18 protein-coding genes are annotated in these 21073 nt (G+C 67.9%); 8 read left to right on the plus strand and 10 right to left on the minus strand.

The annotated features are described in order from the left end of the window. Position 1: 1 nt before the first annotated feature. Entirely contained in the window at positions 2-1414 is a 1413-nt protein-coding gene (locus tag AB6807_RS36390; protein WP_371088376.1) for a putative zinc-binding metallopeptidase, read from the minus strand. A gap of 136 nt (positions 1415-1550) precedes the next feature. Here AB6807_RS36390 and AB6807_RS36395 point away from each other — a divergent pair, with 136 nt between their 5' ends. From AB6807_RS36395 to AB6807_RS36415, 5 genes are all read left to right on the plus strand, one after another. Further along, positions 1551-3071, plus strand: a complete 1521-nt coding sequence (locus AB6807_RS36395) for a DHA2 family efflux MFS transporter permease subunit (RefSeq protein WP_371088377.1) — start codon at positions 1551-1553, stop codon at positions 3069-3071. An 82-nt stretch (positions 3072-3153) separates the two neighbouring features. Then, positions 3154-4302: an ABC transporter substrate-binding protein gene (locus AB6807_RS36400; RefSeq protein ID WP_371088378.1), complete on the plus strand. Its 1149-nt coding sequence runs from the start codon at positions 3154-3156 to the stop codon at positions 4300-4302. A 73-nt stretch (positions 4303-4375) separates the two neighbouring features. After that, positions 4376-5143 carry a class II glutamine amidotransferase gene (locus tag AB6807_RS36405; protein ID WP_116912437.1) on the plus strand — a complete coding sequence of 256 codons (768 nt, stop codon included), beginning with the start codon at positions 4376-4378 and terminating at the stop codon, positions 5141-5143. A 122-nt stretch (positions 5144-5265) separates the two neighbouring features. Continuing rightward, positions 5266-7488, plus strand: a complete 2223-nt coding sequence (locus AB6807_RS36410; RefSeq protein WP_371088379.1) for a TonB-dependent receptor — start codon at positions 5266-5268, stop codon at positions 7486-7488. A 7-nt stretch (positions 7489-7495) separates the two neighbouring features. Further along, positions 7496-8770 (plus strand): PepSY-associated TM helix domain-containing protein, encoded by a 1275-nt coding sequence (locus AB6807_RS36415; RefSeq protein WP_371088380.1) that lies wholly within the window; start codon positions 7496-7498, stop codon positions 8768-8770. A gap of 23 nt (positions 8771-8793) precedes the next feature. On the opposite strand, the gene gshB is transcribed toward AB6807_RS36415, so the two are convergent. From gshB to AB6807_RS36435, 4 genes are read right to left on the minus strand one after another with little or no spacing between them, the layout of a single operon-like run. Then, entirely contained in the window at positions 8794-9747 is a 954-nt protein-coding gene (gene gshB, locus AB6807_RS36420; RefSeq protein WP_371088381.1) for a glutathione synthase, read from the minus strand. Then, entirely contained in the window at positions 9747-11021 is a 1275-nt protein-coding gene (locus tag AB6807_RS36425; RefSeq protein WP_371088382.1) for a benzoate/H(+) symporter BenE family transporter, read from the minus strand. Before AB6807_RS36425 ends, gshB begins: the two co-directional genes overlap by 1 nt. Further along, positions 11000-11521, minus strand: a complete 522-nt coding sequence (locus AB6807_RS36430; RefSeq protein ID WP_371088383.1) for a tetratricopeptide repeat protein — start codon at positions 11519-11521, stop codon at positions 11000-11002. Before AB6807_RS36430 ends, AB6807_RS36425 begins: the two co-directional genes overlap by 22 nt. A gap of 37 nt (positions 11522-11558) precedes the next feature. Continuing rightward, the gene (locus AB6807_RS36435; protein WP_371088384.1) at positions 11559-12038 is read right to left on the minus strand and encodes a pilin; all 480 of its coding nucleotides are present in this window, start codon (positions 12036-12038) and stop codon (positions 11559-11561) included. A 410-nt stretch (positions 12039-12448) separates the two neighbouring features. Here AB6807_RS36435 and AB6807_RS36440 point away from each other — a divergent pair, with 410 nt between their 5' ends. The 3 genes from AB6807_RS36440 to AB6807_RS36450 are packed head-to-tail and all read left to right on the plus strand — an operon-like array spanning position 12449 to position 14551. Continuing rightward, the gene (locus AB6807_RS36440) at positions 12449-12877 is read left to right on the plus strand and encodes a nuclear transport factor 2 family protein (protein ID WP_371088385.1); all 429 of its coding nucleotides are present in this window, start codon (positions 12449-12451) and stop codon (positions 12875-12877) included. A gap of 10 nt (positions 12878-12887) precedes the next feature. Further along, entirely contained in the window at positions 12888-13811 is a 924-nt protein-coding gene (locus tag AB6807_RS36445; protein ID WP_371088386.1) for a polysaccharide deacetylase family protein, read from the plus strand. Next, complete coding sequence (locus AB6807_RS36450; protein WP_371088387.1) at positions 13808-14551, plus strand: GntR family transcriptional regulator; 744 nt, start codon at positions 13808-13810, stop codon at positions 14549-14551. Before AB6807_RS36445 ends, AB6807_RS36450 begins: the two co-directional genes overlap by 4 nt. A gap of 27 nt (positions 14552-14578) precedes the next feature. Here AB6807_RS36450 and AB6807_RS36455 read toward each other — a convergent pair whose 3' ends face one another. From AB6807_RS36455 to lptE, 5 genes are all read right to left on the minus strand, one after another. Continuing rightward, positions 14579-16447, minus strand: coding sequence for a potassium transporter Kup (locus AB6807_RS36455; protein WP_116912447.1), 1869 nt, complete (start codon positions 16445-16447; stop codon positions 14579-14581). A gap of 185 nt (positions 16448-16632) precedes the next feature. Beyond that, a complete protein-coding gene (gene gshA, locus AB6807_RS36460; RefSeq protein WP_286517127.1) occupies positions 16633-17949 on the minus strand; it encodes a glutamate--cysteine ligase in 1317 nt (438 codons plus the stop codon). A 92-nt stretch (positions 17950-18041) separates the two neighbouring features. Continuing rightward, on the minus strand, positions 18042-19343 hold the full coding sequence (locus AB6807_RS36465; RefSeq protein ID WP_116912449.1) for a glutamate-5-semialdehyde dehydrogenase: 1302 nt from the start codon (positions 19341-19343) through the stop codon (positions 18042-18044). Between the two features lie 82 nt (positions 19344-19425). Next, positions 19426-20499, minus strand: coding sequence for a DNA polymerase III subunit delta (gene holA, locus AB6807_RS36470; protein ID WP_116912450.1), 1074 nt, complete (start codon positions 20497-20499; stop codon positions 19426-19428). 28 nt (positions 20500-20527) lie between these two features. Further along, on the minus strand, positions 20528-21073 hold the full coding sequence (gene lptE, locus AB6807_RS36475) for an LPS assembly lipoprotein LptE (RefSeq protein WP_371088388.1): 546 nt from the start codon (positions 21071-21073) through the stop codon (positions 20528-20530).

Raw genomic sequence — 21073 nt, forward strand, 5'->3', positions numbered from 1 at the left:
GTCAGGATTGAGATTGAGTCTGTGACTGCGACGGAGCCAGCTCGGGCATCGGCGCAAGTTCAGGCATCGGCGCCAGTGGCGCAGCTTCGGCCGGCGCAACATCGACAGGCTCGGCCACGGGCGCGCCGATTTCACTGGCCACCACCATCGTCGGCGCGCTGCCGGGACGCTGCTCGGTGATCACGCGGTGGATGAACTGCAGCTTGCCCACCGCCGCGCGCGGCAGCACGAAGGGGTAGTAGTCGGGCTGGCCCATGCTGCGCGACAGCTCGTTGAGCACGTTGGTGAGCAGCACCCAGCCGTTGATGAAGTCCAGGAACTTGCCCGCGTCGGGGTGGTCCGGCTGCCACAGGTCGTCCAGCGTGAACAGGTCGCTGGTGAGTTCGACGTTGGTGGCGTCGACGCCGAAGCTCATCGCCGTGTCGGCCGTGTCCGCCATGTGCAGGTAGTGGGCCCAGGTCTCGGCCCAGTCTTCCCACGGGTGCGTGCTGGCGTAGCTGCTCACGTAGCGGTCGGCCCAGTCGGGCGGCGGCCCCTGTTCGTAGTGGGTCTGCAGCGCGGCGGCGTAGTCGGCGCGGTCGTCGCCGAAGAGCGCGCGGAAGTCTTCGATCCACGGCGTGGGCAGCACCAGCAGGTCCCAGTAGTAGTGGCCGATCTCGTGGCGGAAGTGGCCCAGCAGCGTGCGGTAGGGCTCGCGCATCTCGGCGCGGATGCGCTCGCGCACGGCGTCCTCGGCCTCTTCTGCGTTCAGCGTGATCACGCCGTCGTCGTGGCCCGTCATCACGTGCGGGGCGCCGGGCATATTGCTCAAGAAGTCGAAGGCCAGGCCGTGCACCGGGTCGGCATGGCGGCTCACCACCGGCAGGCCCAGCGCGAGCAGTTGCGAGATGAGCCGGCGCTTGGCCTGCTCCAGCTTGCCCCAGAACACGCCGTTGACCTCCTGCGACAGGTCGGGAATGGTGCGCGTCACGCTGCACGCCAGGCAGTAGCCAGGCGCCAGGCCGTGCACGTCGGCGGGCAGCGCTTGCCCGTCGCGCGCGGCGGGCACCATCCAGCTGCAGGCCGCGGCGGTCATGAGGTTGGCGCAGCGCCGGTAGATGGGGCCTTGCGCGTCGCCGAACACGGTGAAGGTGTCGGGCGGCACGCCCTCGCCCTGCGCGGGCGCCAGCGGCATCACGCCGAGGCGGTCGGCCACATAGCCCAGCGGCGTCTGGCAGGCCAGGCACTGGCTGTTGCGCAGGAACACGGGGCGCCCGCACTGGCAGCGGTAGCTGCGGCTGAGCGTGGGGGCCGCGAGCTCGGCGGCGAGCGTGGGGACGGCTTCGGGGGTGCCGAGGTCTGGCGCAGCGCGTTGTGCAGTGCCTTGCGCGGCGTCTTGTGCCTGGGCGACTTGTTCGTTCACTGGGGAGTCCATTTGTTGTATCGGTCTTGGCGCGGAGGGTTGACGCGGAGGGGACAGCCGCTGCATTGTGCGATTCGACACCGCGTCCTCCGCCATGCAATCGCCGATATGCTTGTAGGACGACGGACCTGAGACATTCCGCCGCCCCATGACCTCCCCACGAACTCCCCAAGCCGCGAACACGCCGGCCCCGCCCTCCATCGGCACGCTGCGCGAACGCTATGGCGAGCGCTACCGCTGGTACCTGCTGCTGTCGGTCATGGTGGGGACGATGGCGTCGATCATGTCCTCGACCATCGTCAACGTGGCCATCCCCGGCATGAGCCACCACTTCTCGCTCGGCCAGGAGCGCGCGCAGTGGGTGAGCTCGGGCTTCATGGTGGCGATGACGGTGTCGATGCTCACCACCCCCTGGCTGCTGTCGCGCTACGGCTACCGGCGCACCTATGTCGGCACCATGCTGTTGCTGCTGCTGGGCGGCATCGTGGGCGGGCTGGCCAACAACTTCTCGCTGGTGCTGCTCGCGCGCGTGGCCGAGGGGCTGGCGGCGGGCGTGGTGCAGCCCATACCGGCCATCATCATCCTGCGCGCCTTCGAGCCCCACGAGCAGGGGCGCGCGAGCGGCATCTTCGGCATGGGCGTGGTGCTGGCGCCGGCCATCGGGCCGAGCATCGGCGGGGTGCTGGTCGACCTGTTCGGCTGGCGCTCGATCTTCTTCATGGTGGTGCCCTTCTGCCTGGCGTCGCTGTACCTGGCCTACAAGTTCGTGCCCAAGACGGCGCCGGGCGGCGTGGCCGCGGTGCGCGGCAGCGGGCTCGACGCGCGCGGGCTGGCGCTGGGCACGGTGGGCACGCTGTGCCTGCTGAACGGGCTGGTGGCGCTGCGCGGCGATTCACCGCTGCAAGCGGGCCTGCTGCTGGCGGGCGCGCTGGCGGCCTTCGGCGCGTTCGTGTGGTGGCAGCGCCGGCTCGCGGCCTCGGGCGGCACGCCGCTGATGAACCTGGCGCTGTTCCAGTACCGGCAGTTCGCCATGGGCAGCGTGGTGGCCTTCATCTACGGCACGGCGCTGTTCGGCTCCACCTACCTGCTGCCGGTGTACATGCAGGTGGGGCTGCAGCTGTCGGCCTCGCACGTGGGGACCATCCTGCTGCCGGCGGGCTTCGTGCTGGCGATCACCATCGCGGGCGTGGGCCGCCTGGCCGACCGGCACCCGACGTGGCTGCTGGTGACCATCGGCCTGGCGCTGCTGGCGGCCTCCTTCGCGCTGATGATGGTGCTGCGCCTGGACAGCGCGCTGTGGCTGCTGGTGGCCTTCGCGATCATCGGGCGCATCGGGCTGGGCTTCATCCTGCCGTCGCTCAACCTGGGCTCGATGCGGCCGCTGGCCAAGCCGCTGATTCCGCAGGGCGCGAGCGCCATCAACTTCGTGCGCATGCTGGGCGGCGCGGCCGGCGTGAGCCTGTGCGCCATCGTGCTCGAGTGGCGGCTGGCGGCGCACGGCGATTCGCTGGCCAACCCCATGACCAGCCCGGCCCGGCTGGCCGCCTTCGACGAGGTGTTCGCAATGCTGGCGGGGCTGTGCGCGCTGGCCATCTGCGCGGCGTGGCAGCTGCGCACGCGGCCCTCCGAACTCGGCAAGGCCGAAGCGCCGGTGCGCAACACGGGGTAAACCCCGGCGGCGGAAGCGGGGACTTTCGCATTCAATTGTTATCAGTTGTATCCATCTGGTCCAGATAGCAATCGGGTTCCCCATGCACCGCAGAAACTTCATCGCCGCCTCGGCCGCGGCCGTGGCCGGCCTTGGCCCGCTCGCTCCGATCTCCTGTGCCCTGGCGGCGGAGAACGGCGTTACCGACACCGAGATCGTGCTCGGCCACACCGGCATCCTGAGCGGCCCGCTGGGCGCGCCCATCAAGGTGGTGATGGCCGGCGCGGGGCTGGCCTTCGACGCGGTCAACGCGCAGGGCGGGCTTTCGGGCCGCAAGATCAGGCTGGTGTCGCTCGACGACGAACTGGTGCCCGAGAAGGCCGTGGCCAACTACGAGAAGCTGCTGGGCGAGCACCGCGCCTTCGCCTTCTTCGGCTGCGTGGGCTCCGGCACCACGGCCGCCGCCGCCAAGGTGCTCAACCAGAGCGGCGCCCCCATGGTGGGCGGCTATGCGGTGTCCGACTCGGCGCGCGAGAAGGTCGCGGGCTCGGGCTACTTCGTGCGCGCCACCTTCGCGCGCGAGGCGCAGGCGCTGGTGCAGCACCTGACGACCATCGGCGTGTCGCGCATCGGCGTGGCGTACCTCGACAACCCGGGCGGCGCCGAAGTGGCGCGGCTGGTGGAGGCCGCGCTGGCCACGCTGCAGCTCAAGCCCGCGGTGGCCGTGCCCGTGAAGGGCGACGGCTCGACCAATGATGCGGCCGGCAAGGCGCTGGCCGACAGCAAGGCGCAGGCCGTTGTCATGTACCTGGGCGGCGGCATCGGCGGCGAGGTGATGAAAAGCGCCTGGACCGCCGGCGGGCGCCAGATGTTCTACGGCATGTCGATCGTGCCGGGCGACGTCACCGCCAGGCTGGTGGGCGAGAAGACCAGCGGGCTGGCCATCTCGCAGATCGTGCCGTACCCGTGGAGCGAGGTCGACGCCGGCACCCGGGAATACAGGCAGCTGGCCGAGCGCGCCAAGGTCGACATCGGCTACCTGAGCTACGAGGGCTACGTGAACGCGATGGTGATGGTCGAGGCGCTGCGCCGCACCGGGCGCGACCTCACGCGCGCCAAGCTGCACGCCACGCTGAAGAGCATGAAGCTGCGCGTAAGCAACATGGAGGTCGACTTCACCGGCGCCAGCAACACGGGCTCGCGCTTCATCGAGATGGTGCGGGTGACGAAGGAAGGCAAGTTCCTGCGCTGATGCGACGCACCGGCACCGCAGAAGAACCCGCGTCGGCGCCGGGGGCCGCGCGAATCGGGGTCTAATCGCTGGCATGTGTCAATTGCTAGGGATGAACTGCAACACGCCGACCGACGTGACCTTCAGCTTCACGGGGTTCGCGCAGCGCGGCGGCCGCACCGACCACCATGCGGACGGCTGGGGCATCGCGTTCTTCGAGGACCGCGGGCTGCGCCACTTCGTCGACCACCAGCCCGCGTGCGAATCGCCGGTGGCGGAGCTCATTCGGCGCTACCCCATCCAGAGCCGCAACGTCATCGCGCACATCCGCAAGGCGACGCAGGGCGAGGTCAACCTGCAGAACTGCCACCCCTTCGTGCGCGAGCTGTGGGGGCGCTACTGGGTGTTTGCCCACAACGGCGACCTGAAGGACTTTCGCCCGCGCCTGCACGGCAACTTCCACCCGGTAGGCAACACCGACAGCGAGCACGCCTTCTGCTGGCTGATGCAGGAGCTGGCCAAGTCGCACGCCGGCGTGCCGAGCATCGAGGAGCTGACGCTCACGCTGCGCGAACTGGCCCCCCAGCTCGCGAGCCACGGCACCTTCAACTTCATGCTGTCCAACGGGCAGGCGCTGTGGGCGCACGCGTCGACCAACCTCTGGTACGTGGAGCGCCGGCACCCGTTCGTGACGGCGCAGCTGTCGGACGAAGACCTGGCCATCGATTTCTCGGAGCACACCACGCCCACCGACCGCGTGGCCGTGGTGGTGACGGCGCCGCTCACCACCAACGAGACGTGGACGCAGTTCGCGCCGGGCGAGCTGCATGTGTTCGTGGACGGGCAGTTGTCGGGCGTCTGATTGCAGAACGATGTGCGGTCTTTTGACTGACACATTTTCACAACAGTGCAAGAAAGTATCGGTGGCGGCCGGCAAGTGCATGAACAATAACGGTTCTCATTTGCAATCTTTCGGACCGTCCCATGCCCGCTCCCCACTTCTACCTTCGCCCGACCGTGGTCGCAACGCTGCTCGCGCTCAACGCCGTGGCAGCCCTGGCCCAGACCACCGCGGCCGAGCCGGCTGCCGGAGCGGCGTCCAGCGGCACCCTCTCCACCGTGAACGTGGAAGCCAGCGCCGACGCCTCGGCCGAAGGCCTGACCAAGCCCTACGCCGGCGGCCAGGTGGCGCGCGGCGGGCGGGTCGGCATCCTGGGCAACCAGGACATGATGAGCACGCCGTTTTCGAGCACCAACTACACCAACGAGCTCATCCAGGACCAGCAGGCCAAGAGCGTGGCCGACGTGCTGCTGAACGACCCGTCGGTGCGCCAGGCGCGCGGCTTCGGCAACTTCCAGGAGCTGTACGTGGTGCGCGGCTTCCCCGTGTACTCGGACGACGTCTCCTACAACGGCCTGTACGGCATGCTGCCGCGCCAGTACATCGCCTCTGAATTCTTCGAGCGCGTGGAAGTGTTCCGCGGCGCCAACACCTTCCTGAACGGCGCGGCTCCCGGCGGCAGCGGCATCGGCGGCGCGATCAACCTGCTGCCCAAGCGCGCGCCCAACGAACCGCTCACCCGCGTGGGCTTCGGCGTGCAGACCGGCGGCCAGGGCTTCGTCAACCTCGACCTGGCACGCCGCTTCGGCCCCGACGACAGCCTGGGCATCCGCGTGAACGCGGTGCGCCGCGAAGGCGGCACGGGCATCAAGAACGAGAGCCAGCAGCTCAGCGCCTTCGGCGTGGGCCTCGACTGGCACAACCGCAACGTGCGCCTGTCGGCCGACTTCGGCTATCAGGACTTCGACCTGAAGGACGGCCGCCCCAGCGTCACGCCCTCGTCGACGCTGCCGATCCCGCGCGCGCCCGACGCCCGCACCAACTTCGCCCAGCCCTGGACCTACTCCAAGGAAAAGGACAAGTTCGCCACCTTCCGCGGCGAGGTCGACATCACCGACAACATCACGGCCTGGGCCGCCGGCGGCGTGCGCCGCAGCGACGAGGACAACATGCTGTCGAACCCCACGCTCACCAGCGCGTTCGGCGACACCAGCAACACGCGCTTCAGCAACACCCGCAAGGACCGCATCGGCACGGCCGAGATCGGCGTGCGCGGCAACTTCACCACCGGCCCGGTGAAGCACACCGTGGTGGCATCGGCCGCCAAGTACAGCAACGACCGCGACAACGCGTACGCCATCTCGGCAAGCAGCGTGCGCAACAACATCTACACGCCATACGCCTCGCCCTACCCCATCGCCAACGGCGCGGGCGGCTTCGTCGGCAACACGCTCGCGGACCCGCGCCTGACCGACAAGATCGACACCTCGAGCGTGGCCATTGCCGACACCATGTCGTTCATGGACGACCGCCTGCTGGTCACGCTCGGCGCGCGCCGCCAGACCATCGAGCAGACCAGCTTCGCGTACACCACGCTCAAGCAGACCAGCACCTACGACAAGAGCAAGACCACGCCGGTGGCGGGCGTCGTGTTCAAGATCACGCCCACGGTGTCGGCCTATGCCAACTACATCGAAGGCCTGGTCAAGGGCAACGTGGCGCCCGGCACGGTGAACAACCGCCCGGTGACCAACAGCGGCGAAATCTTCGCGCCGTACCAGGCCAAGCAGAAGGAAGTCGGCGTCAAGTACGACGGCGGCACGCTCGGCGCCAGCGCCACGTTCTTCACCACCGACCAGCCCACCTACGCCTACTCGGGCCAGACCTACGGCCTGTACGGCAAGCAGCGCAACCAGGGCCTGGAGTTCTCGGTGTTCGGCCAGCCCGCCAAGGGCCTGCGCCTGCTCGGCGGCCTGACGCTGATCGACGCCAAGCAGAAGCAGACGCAAGGCGGCGCCACCGACGGCCTGACCGCCATCGGCGTGGCCAAGCAGCAAGCCAACCTGGGCGCCGAGTGGGACGTGCCCGGCCTGCGCAACGTGGCGCTGAACGCCCGCGTGCTCTACACCTCCAAGCAGTACGCCAACGCGACCAACACGCAGTCGGTTCCCTCGTGGACGCGCGTGGACATCGGCGCGCGCTACCTGGTCGACCTGGGCAACGGCCGCGCGCTCACGCTGCGCGCGCGCATCGACAACCTGTTCAACAAGTCGTACTGGGCGTCGGTGGGCGGCACGCAAGGCTCCAACTATCTGGTGCTGGGCGCACCGCGCACCTTCGCAGTGAGCGGCACCATCGACTTCTGATCTCGCCATGCGCGCCTTCGCGACCGCAGTGCACCGCTGGGCGGGACTTGCGGTCGCGCTGTTTCTCATCGTCTCGGGCCTGACAGGCGCCGTCATCTCGTGGGACCACGAGATCGACGGCTGGCTCAACCGCAAGCTCTACGACACCACCGCGCGCGGCCCGTTCAAGGACCCCTTTGAGCTCGCCGCCGCCGTCGAACGACACGACCCGCGCGCGCGGGTCGCCTACCTTCCGCTGGGCTTCGAGGAAGGGCACGCGGCCGGCTACTTCGTGCAGCCGCGCACCGACCCCGCCACCGGCAAGCCGTTCAGGCTCGGCTACAACCAGGTCTTCGTCGACCCGGTCACGGCCGAGGTGCGCGGGCAGCGCGACTCGGCAGCCGTGTCGCTCAAGCCTGAGACGCTGATGCCCTTCCTGCGCAAGCTGCACTACATGCTGCATGTGCCGGCGATGTGGGGCACCGACCGCATCGGCTGGTGGATCATGGGCACGGTGGCGCTCGTGTGGCTGCTCGACAGCTTCGTGGCGCTGTACCTCACGATGCCCCGGCGGCTGCGCAGGTCGGCGCAGGCAGTGCACGCGGTGCACCGCCCTCCCTCCGCTTGGTGGCAACGCTGGAAGCCGGCCTGGACGGTGCGCTGGGCGGCCGGTGGCTACAAGCTCAACTTCGACCTGCACCGCGCGGGCGGGCTGTGGATCTGGCTGCTGATCATCGTCATCGCCTTCACCTCGTTCTCGCTGAACCTCTACAAGGAGGTGTTCTATCCGGTGCTGTCGCTGGTGTCGAAGACCACGCCAGGGCCTTCGGCGCTGGTGCCGCTCGCGCCGCTGGGCACGCGCATCGAGCCGGCCATCGGCTTTCGCGAGATCGTGGCGCAGGCCGACGCCGAGGCCCGGCGCCGCGGCTGGACCACGCCGCTGGGCGGCGTGTTCTACAACGCGCGCGGCGGCTTCTACAACGTGTCTTTCTTCGACCATGCCACGCACGACGACAGCGACGGCATGGGCCTGTCGAACCTCTACCTCGACGGGCGCGACGGCCACCTCATCGGCAGCAATCACCCGTGGCACGGCACCGCGGCCGATGTGTTCGCGCAGCTGCAGCTGCCGCTGCACGGCGGGCGCATCCTCGGCCTGCCGGGGCGCATCCTGATGTCGGCGATGGGGCTGATGGTGGCGATGCTGTCGGTCACGGGCATCGTCATCTGGGCGCGCAAGCGGCGCTCGCGGGTGCTGCAGAAGCGGCAGCGCCCCAGCCTGCCCGCCACCGCGAAAGCCTGAACCAGGCGCTGATCAGGCCCCGGTCAAGCTTTTTCCAGGTGCGCCTCCAGCGCATCGATGAACATCCTGGGCACGTCGAAGCCCGTCTGCTCGGTGATCTCCTGGAAGCACGTCGGGCTGGTCACGTTGATCTCGGTGACCGAGTCGCCGATCACGTCCAGCCCGATCAGCAGCAGCCCGCGCGGCGCCAGCGCGCGGCCCACCGCCTCGGCGATCTCGCGGTTGCGCGCCGTGAGCGGCTGCGCCACGCCCTTGCCGCCGGCCGCCAAGTTGCCGCGCACCTCGGTGCCTTGCGGAATGCGCGCCAGCACGAAAGGCGCCGGCTCGCCCGCGATGATCAGGATGCGCTTGTCGCCCTGCACCACCTCGGGCACGAAGCGCTGCACCATGATGGTCTCGGCGCCGTCCTTGTTGAGCGTCTCGACGATGGAGCCCAGGTTCAGCGCGTCCTGCTTCACGCGGAAGATGCCCATGCCGCCCATGCCGTCGAGCGGCTTCAGGATGATGTCGCCGTGCTCCGCGTGAAAGTCGCGCACGGCCTGCGCGCTGCGCGTGACCAGCGTGGGCGTGACGAACTGCGGAAACTCCATGATCGCGAGCTTCTCGGGGTGGTCGCGCAGCGCGCGCGGCGAGTTGACCACCTTCGCGCCCTCGCGCTCGGCCTGCTGCAGCAGGTGCGTGGCGTAGATGTACTCGGCGTCGAAGGGCGGGTCCTTGCGCATCAGCACGGCGTCGAAGTCCTTCAGCGCCTTCGACTCGGTGATGTCGACCGTGTACCAGTCTTTCGCGTCGCCGGTGAGCGTGATCTGCTGCACCACCGCCGTCACCTGGCCGCCCGACTTCCACTGGATGTCCTGCGGCAGGCAGGCCGCGATGCGGTGGCCGCGGCGCTGGGCCTCGCGCATCATCGAGAAGGTCGTGTCCTTGTAGATCTTGAACTGGTCGAGCGGGTCGGCGACGAAGAGGATGTTTTTCATCAGGTGTTCTTTCCGGCGCCGGGAGCGGCGGCCTCGGGGATGTCGGGCGCGATGTTGCCGGAAGCGGCGATGTCCTTGCCGGGAGGGGCCTTTTCAGCGCCCCGCGCGCGGCGTCCGATCTGCTGCACCGCCAGCGCCACCGCCCCGGCCACCACGCCCCAGAACGCCGAGCCGATGCCCGCCAGCGTGACGCCCGAGAGCGTGACCAGGAAGGTGATCAGCGCGGCCTCGCGGTGCGACTCGTCGCGCACCGCCGCCGCCAGCCCGCCGCCGATGGTGCCCAGCAGCGCCAGCCCGGCGATGGCCGCGACCAGTTCCTTCGGAAACGCGGTGAGCAGCCCCGTGACGGCCGCGCCGAACAGGCCGATCACCACGTAGATGGCGCCGCAGCTCACGGCCGCCGTGTAGCGCCGCGCCGGGTCTTCGTGCGCCTCGCGGCCCATGCAGATGGCCGCGGTGATGGCGCTCAGGTTCAGTGCGAAGGCGCCGAAGGGCGCCAGCACCAGCGTGGTCAGCCCGCTGATGGTGATGAGCTTGCTGACCGGCAGGTCGCCGTAGCCGGCCGCGCGAATCGCCGCCACGCCCGGCAGGTTCTGCGAGGCCATGGTCACCACGAACAGCGGCAGCGACAAGCTGACGATGGCCTGCCAGCTGAACACCGGCATGGTGAACACCGGCCAGGTGAGCGAGAAATGCACCGACGACCACGCCAGCTGCCCGCGCGCCACCACGTACACGATGGCCACCAATAGCGTGAGCGGCACCGCGTAGCGCGGCAGCAGCCGCTTGGCGACCAGGTAGGTGCCGAGCATCAGCAGCACCAGAGGCAGCGCCGTTTGCGCCGCAACGAAGGCGCCCAGCCCGAAGCGCGCCAGCACGCCGGCCAGCAGCGCCGAGGCGATGGCCATCGGGATCTTGTTCATCACCCGTTCGAACCAGCCGGTTGCGCCCGCCAGCACCATCAGCACCGCGCAGACGATGAAGGCACCCACCGCCTCGTTCATGCTGTAGCCCATGCCGGCCACGGCCAGTACGGCCGCGCCGGGCGTGCTCCAGGCGATCATCACCGGCTTGCGCCACCACAGCGAGGGCAGCGCCGAGGCCAGCCCCATGCCGATGCCCAGTGCCCACATCCACGAGGCCGCCATTTCGGGCGTCGCGCCGAAGGCCTGCGCGGCCTGGAACACGATGGCCACCGAACTCGTGAAACCCACGAGCACGGCGACGAAGCCCGCGGTGAAAGCCGAAAGGCTCAGGTCCTTGAAAAATCGCATCCGGCGATTGTGCCGGGAGGGGCGCGCGCCAGCGCCGCCGGGCCGAGCAGCCCGTCGGCCTGCGCCCTGGCGATGACATGCCCTTGCGCCGCGGCCCGGGCGATCCACATGAGCGCCAGATATTCGTTGCGCTCGACGCCCTGACCCGTCGCGTGCGCCAAGCCGAGCCATTGCATCGCGTCGGCACAGCCTTGGCGGGCTGCCTGCTCGATCCAGTAGATGGCGGCGGCGGGACGGCCCAGCAGGAACAGGTGCTGGCCGAAGTCGTTCTGCGCGGCCATGTCGCCAGCGTCGGCCTGGAACATGAGCTGCAGGTCTTGCGGGCTCAAGGGGAACGGCACGTGGTGGTGCACGCTGTCCCAGGCGAGCATGACGCGGCCTCTGGGGTCGTCGGGGAGGCGCCGCACCTCGGTGGAGGAGATGCGGCGCCACCAGGTTCGGCGGCTCCATTTCGACATGGTAACGACAGTGTCGAGGCTGATCGCGTCGCGGCTAGCCAATGCAGGCATTGGTACGGTCACCCAATACCACTGGAATTCAACAGATTTGCAAACCTACGGAAGTCGGAATGGTGGTGGTACAGCTCCATTGGGACTGCTGGTCACCCGAAACCAATGTCCACGCAATTTTTTTGTCGGCCAGCCTGGCGTTGACGCCGGTTGCTTTAAAAAGCACGGTCACGGTGCATCCTCCAGTTGCACTCACCGCCGTGGGGCCTGCTGTCGCAACGCTTGCAACATATTTTCCGTTTATGTCAACGGCCATAGCCACGACACCTGCAACTGCTGCTGAAGTATTGGCTGGACATGTTCCGCTCGTCGAATAGTTCAGTTCTACCTCACGCCTCACGCCCTCTCCCAGCGTTATGCCCTCGGTGGTCTGGGCCCTGGCTGTGTAGTTTTGATAAGTAGGCATTGCAATTGCGGAGAGAATTCCAACAATTGCCACCACAATCATTAACTCAATTAGCGTAAAACCTTTTTGCGCGGCAAAAGAAACTTTTCCAAAACGATTCATGCACTTTCCTTGATTGAAAAATCACAGACTCATGCCTGCGAACTTTTTTAACTGCAGGTCGCATGCCATTTCCAAACTTCCGCGCATCTCAGAATAATTATTTAATATTCGTTTGCAAATATGAATTTGTTAAACCAATGTGACTTTTAAAATTGATGAAAGCGACAAACTTGTCGCACTGCAACGCGCTAAAAAGCAACGTGGCACACACGTGAACGCGCCAAGCGCCGGTGCCACGCACTGCAACCCGCATGCAGGCCGACACGCACAGCGCTCCGAATCGATGCCCGCCCGATCACTTTGTCGACAATTTCTCCCACCAAATGTCGACAACCCAGGCACAGGACTTGCAGAAATCGCTCCGTTGCGTCCCGCCATGCACCGCCATGGCCCACCCCTTCGGAGCCCTCATGACCTCGCCCACCTCCCCCGAACCCCACACCCTCGACCCCGCCGCCGTCGTCGACGAGTTCCTTCGCCTGGTGATGATTCCCGACCCCGAGTCGGCCTCGCGCTACACCGCGCCCGGCATCCGCATCCGCTTCACCGGCAACCGCCCGATGCAGGCGCCCGGCGACACCTCGGCCTTCAACGCCAGGCGCTACGCCTGGGTGAAGAAGAAGATCGAGCGCACCGAAACCGTGGCTGGCGGCACGCCCGAGGCCACGGTGGTCTACAGCCTGGGCACGCTCTACGGCGCCTGGCCCGACGGCACCGCGTTCGAGGACAACCGCTACGTCGATCGCTACGTGGTGAGCCATGGGCTCATCGTGCAGATGGACGTGTGGAACGACAGCGCCGAATGGCTGCTGGTGCGCGCCGGCCTCGCAGTGCTGTGAGGCGCGGCGCATGAGCACCCGCTGGCCCGACCGCCTCCCCACGCACGACCGCTTCGACTACCGGCCCATCACGCGGCGGCCCGACCACGTGTGGCCCAACGGCGCGCGGCTGGCGGTGTACATCGGCTTCAACGTGGAGCATTTCGCGTTTGGCGACGGGCTGGGCGCGTGCATCGGCCCGGCCTCGCCGCAGCCCGACGTGCTCAACCATGGCTGGCGCGAGTACGGCAACCGGGTGGGCGCGTGGCGCTGCCTGGAACTGTTCGATGCGCTCGCGCTGCCGACCGGCGCGCTCATCAACACGGCGCTGTACGACCACTGCCCGGAGCTGGTGCAGGCGCTGGTGGCGCGCGGCGACGAGCTGATCGGCCACGGCCACAGCAACGCCGAGCGGCAGGGCGTGCTCGACGAAACGCACGAGCGCGCGCTGCTGCAGCGCTGCCGCGAGCGCATGGTGCGCGAGAGCGGCCAGGCGCCTTCGGGCTGGCTGTCGCCGTGGATTTCCGAAAGCGCCCTCACGCCCGACCTGCTGGCCGAGACGGGCTACGCCTACACGCTGAACTGGTGCCACGACGACCAGCCGATCCGCATGCGCACGCGCGGCGGCGGCGCGCTGTGGTCGGTGCCGTATCCGCAGGAGCTCAACGACATCCCGATGATCGTCGGCCGCCTGATGGACGCGAAGGACTTCAGCGCGATGGTGGTCGACAACTTCGAGGAGATGCTGCTGCAGTCGCGCAGCCAGCCGCTGGTGATGGGCCTGGCGCTGCACCCTTACATCGTGGGCCAGCCGTACCGGCTGCGGCACCTGCGCACGGCGCTCGCGCACCTGGCCCAGGCGCGCGACCGCGGCGACATCTGGTTCACCACGCCGGGCGCCATCGCGGCCCACATGACGCAACTGGCCGGCGACCGGCCCGGAGAGTTCGAGTGAGCGAAGCAGCCGCCGGGCTCGCTGCGCGAACAGCGCCGGAGCCCGGGCCTGCGCCTGCGCCTGCCCCGGTCGGCGAAGACATCGAGGCGCGCATCTACCGCGCGGTGTTCGAAGGCGTGACCCACCAGCGCCTGGCACCCGGCACCAAGCTGCCCGAGGCCGCGCTGTGCGAGCTGTTCGGCGTGAGCCGCGCGCTGGTGCGCAAGGTGCTGCAGCGGCTGGCGCACGACCACATCGTGCGGCTGCGGCCCAACCGCGGCGCCATCGTCGCGAAGCCCTCGCTGGAAGAAACACGGCAGATCTTCGAGGCGCGCCGCGCGCTCGAGGCCGCGCTGGTGCGCCTGGCCGTGCACCACGCGACCCAGGCCGAGCTGGCCGAATTGCGGCTGCACCTGCAGCAAGAGCACGCAGCCATGCACCGCCACACGCAGCCCGAATGGGCGCGGCTGGCCAGCGCGTTCCACCTGCGCGTGGCGCGGCTGGCGCGCAACCCGATATTGGAGCGCTACCTCACGGAGTTGATGTCGCGCTGCTCGCTGATCGTGGCGCTGTACGAGCCGCCCGGCCATGCGGCGTGCGAGCACGGCGAGCATGCGGCGGTGGTCGATGCCATCGCGCGCGGCGACGCGGACGCGGCCGTGCGGCTGATGGAAGCGCACCTGCTGGTGCTGGAGGCAAACGTGGTGCTGGAGCGGCCGGTGGTGCAGCGCAGCCTGGGGCAGATGCTGGGGTTGGGCTAGGCCGAGCCCCGCCGAAGCCCGAGCCCCTCAGATCTCGATCTTCGAGCCCAGCTCCACCACCGCGTTGTTCGGCAGCCCCAGGAAGGCGGCCGCGCCGCTCGCGTTGTGGTGCATCTGCGCGAACAGCTTCTCGCGCCACGGCGCCATGCCGCTGCCCAGCGTGGGGATCACCACGTCGCGCGAGAGAAAGTAGCTGGTCGTCATCGGCTCGAGCTGGCAGCCGCGCAGGCGCGCGTTGTCGAGCGCGCGCGGCAGGTCGATGTCGTTCTTGAAGCCGTAGTGCACGATCACCTGCCAGCAGTGGTTGCCCAGCGCGTCGATCTCGATGCGCTTGTCCATCGGGATCCAGGGCACCTCGTGGTTGCGCACGGTGACGAACATGTTCTGCTCGTGGAGCACCTTGTTGTGCTTCAGGTTGTGCAGCAGCGCGTTGGGCACGGTGCCGGGCTCGGCCGTGAGAAACACCGCCGTGCCTTCCACCCGCACCGGTGGGCTCACAAACACCGAGCCTAGAAAGGACTTGAGGTCGATCGCGTCCGCATGCTGCGCCTCGCCCATCAGGCGCCGGCCTTCCTTCCACGTGATCATCAGCGTGAAGACGAAGCCGCCGATCATCAGCGGGAACCAGCCGCCTTCGAACAGCTTGAGCAGGTTCGAGGCGAAGAACATGAAGTCGACGAAGAAGAAGATGGCCGTGGAGCCGATGCACAGCGCAAGCGGCAGCTTCCACGCATAGCGGATCACGAAGAAGGTCAGCACCGTGGTGATGAGCATGTCGGTGGTCACGGCAATGCCGTAGGCCGCGGCCAGGCTGCTCGACGAGCGGAACATGACCACTGCCAGCACGATGGCCACGAACAGGCCCCAGTTGACCAGCGGAATGTAGATTTGCCCGGCCGTGCGCACGCTGGTGTGCTCGATGTTCAGGCGCGGCAGATAGCCCAGCTGGATGACCTGGCGCGTGACGCTGAAGGCGCCGGTGATGAGCGCCTGCGAGGCGATCACCGTGGCCAGCGTGGCCAGCAGCACCAGCGGGATCAGCGCCCACTCGGGCGCCATCATGAAGAACGGGTTCTTCACCGCCTCGGGGTTCTCCAGCAGCAGCGCGCCCTGGCCGAAGTAGTTCAGCGTCAGGGCGGGCATCACCACCGAGAACCACGCCAGGCGGATCGGGCGCTTGCCGAAGTGGCCGAGGTCGGCGTACAGCGCCTCGGCGCCGGTCACGCACAGCACGGTGGCGCCCAGCAGGATGAAGCTGGTGCCGGGGTTGTCCCAGATGAACTTCAGCGCATAGAACGGGTTCAGCGCCTTCAGGATCTCGGGGTGGTGCAGGATCTGCGACACGCCCAGCACGGCAATGGCCAGGAACCACACCAGCGTGACCGGCCCGAAGAACTTGCCGATGCCCGCCGTGCCGCGCTTCTGCACCACGAACAGGCAGAACAGCACGACCAGCGTGAGCGGGATCACATAGTGCGAGAAGTGCGGCGACACCACCTCCAGGCCTTCGACCGCCGACAGCACCGAAATGGCCGGCGTGATGACCCCGTCGCCATAGAAAAGCGAGGTGCCGAAGATGCCGACCACCAGCAGCACGTGGCGCAGCCGGGGCTTGTCGGCCACCGCCCGGGACGCCAGCGCGAGCATGGCGACCAGGCCGCCTTCTCCCTCGTTGTCGGCCCGCAGCACCAGCACCACGTACTTGATGGAGACGATGACTGTCAGCGTCCAGAAGAACATCGACAGGATGCCGTAGACGTTCTCCACGGTGAACGGCACGTGGCCGTGGCCGAACACTTCCTTGACGGCATACAGCACGCTGGTGCCGATGTCGCCATAGACGACGCCGATGGCGCCGACGATCAGGCCGGCGGAGAGAGATTTGGGGGCTGACACGAGGTCGATGGGAAAAGGGCAGGCAACAGGTTTCGACGCGTCAGACACGCCGGGGTGCGACAAGGGCGAACATCTGTCCGCGCGCCCGCATCACCCCTCCCGCCCTTTTGTTTCCGTTGCTGTGGGGCCGCTATTTTGCCGTTGCTTGCGCACGGTGCAAGCCGAGCCCCTCCAGATTTAGAGCTTCATTCGTATATTTCGGCGTCCGGGTCGGTCGCTTCCATCTCGTAGCTGGCCGCCACCATGGCCAGCCGGCCGACCACGCCGTACATGTAGAAGCGGTTCGGCGCGCTGGCACCCGGCTTGGCGCCGGGCTGCGGCAGGTGCGTGCTTTCGGAGAAGGCCAGCGGCACGAAGCTCGCGCCCGGCAGCTTGAGGTTCTCGTCGGGCGCCTGCTCGGCGTGCACGCGGTAGAAGCCGCCCACCACGTAGCGGTCCATCATGTAGACGACCGGCTCGGCCACGCCGTTGTGCACGCGCTCGTTGGTGAGCACGCCTTCCTGCACGATCAGCTCGGTGGGCTCGCGCAGGTCGCGCCCGGCGGGCGTCTTGGCGGCCGAAGAGGTGCTGGTGCGCGACTTGCCGATGAGCGACTCGACTTCTTTCGCATCGCGCACCGTCACCACGCCCGGGCTGCCGCTGCCGCTGTGGCCGCCCTTGACGACCACGAACGGCTTCTCGTTGATGCCGTATTCCTTGTACTTGCGCCGCACCTTGGTGAGCACCGCGTCCACGTGGCTGGTCAGCACGTCGATGCCGCGGCCTTCGGCCACGTCCACGCCTTCGGCGCGCGCATAGATCGGGTTGATGAGCCAGGGGTCGATGCCCAGTAGCTTGCCGAAGCGCTTGGAAAGCTCTTCGTAGCTGTGCAGGTGGTTGCTCTTGCGGCGCACCGACCAGCCCGCATGCAGCGGCGGCAGCAGGTATTGCTCGTGCAGGTCTTCGAGGATGCCGGGCGTTCCCGCGGAAAGCTCGTTGTTGAGCAGAATTGTGCAGGGATCGAAGTTCTTCAGACCCAGCCGACGCTTGGTGCGCACCACCGGCTCCAGCGTGACGGTGTCGCCGTTGGGCAGTTCGATTTTCTTGGGCGACTTGATGGCCGGGTCGATGGACCCGATACGCACGTTGAGCCCCGCCATGTGGAAGATGCGGACCAGTTGCGCGACGTTGGCGAGATAAAAGGTGTTCTTCGAATGATTTTCCGGAATGACGAGCAGGTTGCGCGCCTCCGGACAGATCTTCTCGATGGCAGCCTGCGCGGCCTGCACGGCCAGCGGCAGCATCTCCTTGGTGAGGTTGTTCCAGCCGCCGGGAAACAGGCTGGTGTCCACCGGCGCCAGCTTGAAGCCGGCGTTGCGGATGTCCACGGCGCTGTAGAACGGCGGCGTGTGCTCCATCCACTCGAGCCGGAACCAGCGCTCGATGGCGGGCATCGAGTCGAGCACCCGCTGCTCCAGTTCATTGATCGGGCCGGTCAGGGCGGTGACGAGATGCGGAACCATGCGGCGGCCTTGTTGGTTTTGTGCTTAAAGGTGGAGCGGAATTGTAGGATTTGGGGATGGCCGCCCCAATGACAAGACGGCGCGAAGGCGCATCAAGTCCGGACCTCGCCCTGCCCGAGCACCACGTACTTGAGCGAGGTCAGGCCTTCGATGCCCACCGGGCCGCGGGCGTGGAACTTGTCCGTGCTGATGCCGATTTCTGCACCCAGCCCGAACTCGAAGCCGTCCGCGAAGCGTGTGCTCGCATTGACCATGACGCTGGCCGAGTCGACCTCGCGCAGGAAGCGCTGGGCGTGCACGTGGTCGCGCGTGACGATGGCGTCGGTGTGGTGGCTCGAATAGCGGTTGATGTGGGCAATGGCTTCGTCCACGCCCGACACCACCTTGATGCTGATCACGGCGGCGAGGTATTCCTCGGACCAGTCGGACTCCACGGCATCGACGATCCTGGCCTGCGCGCCAACGCTTCCTTCGGCCCCTTCAGCGCGTAGGATGGCCGCGGCCGCCGGGTCGCAGCGCATCTCCACGCCCTTGGCCGCGAACACGGCGGCGATCTCGGGCAGGAAGTCTTCGGCCACCGCGGCCGACACCAGCAGGCCTTCGGCGGCGTTGCAGGGGCTGTACTTCTGGGTCTTGGCGTTGTCGACGATTCGCAGCGCCATGTCGAACTCGGCCGTGTCGTCCACGTACACGTGGCAGTTGCCGTCCAGGTGCTTGATGACGGGCACCTTGGCGTCGCGGCTGATGCGCTCGATCAGGCCCTTGCCGCCGCGCGGAATGATCACGTCGACGAATTCGGGCATGGCGATGAGCTGGCCGACGGCTTCGCGGTCGGTGGTCTGCACCAGCTGCACCGCTTCCACCGGCAGGCCGGCCTCGGCCAGCGACTCGGACACCAGCAGCGCCAGCGCCTTGTTCGACTCGATGGCCTCCGAGCCGCCGCGCAGGATGGCCGCGTTGCCGCTCTTGATGGCCAGGCTCGCGGCCTCGATGGTCACGTTGGGGCGGCTCTCGTAGATCATGCCGAACACGCCGATGGGCACGCGCATCTGGCCCACGCGAATGCCGCTGGGCTGCTGCTTCATGCCGATGATCTCGCCGATGACGTCGGCCATGCCGGCGAGCTGCTCGCAGCCCAGGGCGACGGTCTCGATGACCTTGGGCGTGAGCTTCAGGCGGTCGACCATCGGGGCCGAGAGGCCGGCGGCGGTGGCGCGGGCCAGGTCTTTCTCGTTGGCGATCGCCAACCCCGGGCCGGCTTCGCGCAGGCGCCGGGCCAAGACCTTCAATGCTCTGTTTTTGGTAGCTGCATCCGCACGGGCCATGAGGAATGCAGCGGCTTTGGCTTGCAGACCGAGGGTCTGCATGTGCTCGCTGACGTTGAACGCGTTCATGCCGCTATTTTCCCACGCCGACCTGTGGCCCGGATGACACAGGCTTTTCGATGGCTCGCGCGCTCGCGGCGCCGGCCTTCGCTCAGCCGCGCCGCGGTGCCGCCGCCGCGCTGCTGCATGCGCGGCACAGCATCAGCGCCAGCCGCTGCAGCGACTGCCAGCCGCTCGCGGGCCAGTCGGGCTGCTTCAGCCCCTTCACGATGCCGTCCACCAGGTGCGCGGCGCGCAGCAGCCGGGCCAGCATGCGGTCGTCCAGCCGCGGCAGCACGCGCTCGAAGGCGCGCTCGCGCGGGCCCCAGATGCGGTTTTCGCGCAGCGCCATCGGCAGCGGCCGGCCCGATGCCATGGCGTCCTTCACGCGCTTGAGCGCGCGAATGTCCTCGGCGATGGTGTAGTGCACCAGCACCTCGGCCTCGCCCTCGGCCTGCAGGCCGTCGAGCATGCGCGCCACGCGCTGCGGGTTGCCGGCCAGCACCGCCTCCGACAGCTTGAACACGTCGTAGCGCGCCACGTTGTTGACCGCGCCTTCCACCTGCTCCCAACTCAGCTCGCCGGCCGGATGCAGCAGCGCCAGCTTCTGGATTTCCTGGTGCGCGGCCAGCAGGTTGCCCTCGACGCGGTCGGCGAAGAACTGCAGCGTGCGCTGGCCTTCGTCGCCGGCCATCACGCGCTGGCCTTGCTGGCCCAGGCGCTGGGCGATCCATTGCGGCAGCGCGTTGCGCTCGATGGGCTCGACCTGGATGCTCGCGCCGTTGTTCTCCAGCGCGGAGAACCAGGCGCCGGTGCGCGTGGCCTTGTCCAGCCGCGGCAACATCACCAGCGTGAGCGTGCTGTCGTTGCCGGGCGCGGCCTCGGCCATCTGCTGCAGCGCGGCGCTGCCGTCCTTGCCGGGCTTGCCCGAGGGAATGCGGATCTCGACGATCTGCTTGTCGGCGAACAGAGACAGCGAGCCGCCCGCGGCCAGCACCGCGCTCCAGTCGAAGTGCGCGCCGGCCACGGTGTACGAGCTGCGCTCGGTGTAGCCCTGCGTGCGCGCCGCCGCGCGAATGGCGTCGGCCGCTTCCTGCGCGAGCAGCGGCTCGTCGCCGTGGATGGTGTAGAGCGGCTTCAGCCCCTTCTGCAGGTGGGCTGCGAGCTGGGCGCTGGCAAGTTGCATGGAATTGAAATGACCCGGGCGCGCGGCCTCAGAGTTCCTTGACGGCGGCCAGCCGGCGCATCAGCTGCTGCGCAATGTCCGACTGCATGTCGCGGAACAGCAGGTCGGCTTCGCCTTCCTTGGCCAGCGCATTGGTTTCGTTGAAGCTCAGGTCGCGCGTCTGCGAGACCTCGGTGGCGGGCAGCAGGTCCTTGCCGCCCGGCGTGCGCAGGCGGAAGCGCACGCTCAGTTGCAGCTGCAGCTCGCGCACCAGGCCGGCCGAGTTGGTGGAGATGACGAAGCGGTTGCGGTTCTCGCTCAGAATTTCAAGCACCGCATCGGCGGTCGAGATGACGGGCGGGCTGCCTGCCACGACGGGCTCCGGCGTCATCACCGTCACCGTGCCGGTGGCTCGCAGCTCGCGCCGGATCTGGTTGATCATGGCCGAGTTGCCCGACACCGACAGCGTCTTGAACGCGAAGACCGGCGCCTTGCGCAGCTCGAAGCCGCAACCGGCCAGGCCCAGCGAGGCGCCTGCCGCCACCAAGCCCAGGAGAAAGCCGCGGCGCGGCTGCGAGACAGTGCGAGTGTTCAT

This window comes from Variovorax sp. RCC_210 (assembly GCF_041355175.1).
GTDB lineage: Bacteria > Pseudomonadota > Gammaproteobacteria > Burkholderiales > Burkholderiaceae_C > Variovorax.

Excerpts from the sequence above, each read along its gene's own strand:
- AB6807_RS36390 (WP_371088376.1), bottom strand. The coding sequence starts at position 1,414 with ATGGACTCCCCAGTGAACGAACAAGTCGCCCAGGCACAAGACGCCGCG.
- AB6807_RS36395 (WP_371088377.1), top strand. The coding sequence starts at position 1,551 with ATGACCTCCCCACGAACTCCCCAAGCCGCGAACACGCCGGCCCCGCCC.
- AB6807_RS36400 (WP_371088378.1), top strand. The coding sequence starts at position 3,154 with ATGCACCGCAGAAACTTCATCGCCGCCTCGGCCGCGGCCGTGGCCGGC.
- AB6807_RS36405 (WP_116912437.1), top strand. The coding sequence starts at position 4,376 with ATGTGTCAATTGCTAGGGATGAACTGCAACACGCCGACCGACGTGACC.
- AB6807_RS36410 (WP_371088379.1), top strand. The coding sequence starts at position 5,266 with ATGCCCGCTCCCCACTTCTACCTTCGCCCGACCGTGGTCGCAACGCTG.
- AB6807_RS36415 (WP_371088380.1), top strand. The coding sequence starts at position 7,496 with ATGCGCGCCTTCGCGACCGCAGTGCACCGCTGGGCGGGACTTGCGGTC.
- gshB (WP_371088381.1), bottom strand. The coding sequence starts at position 9,747 with ATGAAAAACATCCTCTTCGTCGCCGACCCGCTCGACCAGTTCAAGATC.
- AB6807_RS36425 (WP_371088382.1), bottom strand. The coding sequence starts at position 11,021 with ATGCGATTTTTCAAGGACCTGAGCCTTTCGGCTTTCACCGCGGGCTTC.
- AB6807_RS36435 (WP_371088384.1), bottom strand. The coding sequence starts at position 12,038 with ATGAATCGTTTTGGAAAAGTTTCTTTTGCCGCGCAAAAAGGTTTTACG.
- AB6807_RS36440 (WP_371088385.1), top strand. The coding sequence starts at position 12,449 with ATGACCTCGCCCACCTCCCCCGAACCCCACACCCTCGACCCCGCCGCC.
- AB6807_RS36445 (WP_371088386.1), top strand. The coding sequence starts at position 12,888 with ATGAGCACCCGCTGGCCCGACCGCCTCCCCACGCACGACCGCTTCGAC.
- gshA (WP_286517127.1), bottom strand. The coding sequence starts at position 17,949 with ATGGTTCCGCATCTCGTCACCGCCCTGACCGGCCCGATCAATGAACTG.
- AB6807_RS36465 (WP_116912449.1), bottom strand. The coding sequence starts at position 19,343 with ATGAACGCGTTCAACGTCAGCGAGCACATGCAGACCCTCGGTCTGCAA.
- holA (WP_116912450.1), bottom strand. The coding sequence starts at position 20,499 with ATGCAACTTGCCAGCGCCCAGCTCGCAGCCCACCTGCAGAAGGGGCTG.
- lptE (WP_371088388.1), bottom strand. The coding sequence starts at position 21,073 with ATGAACACTCGCACTGTCTCGCAGCCGCGCCGCGGCTTTCTCCTGGGC.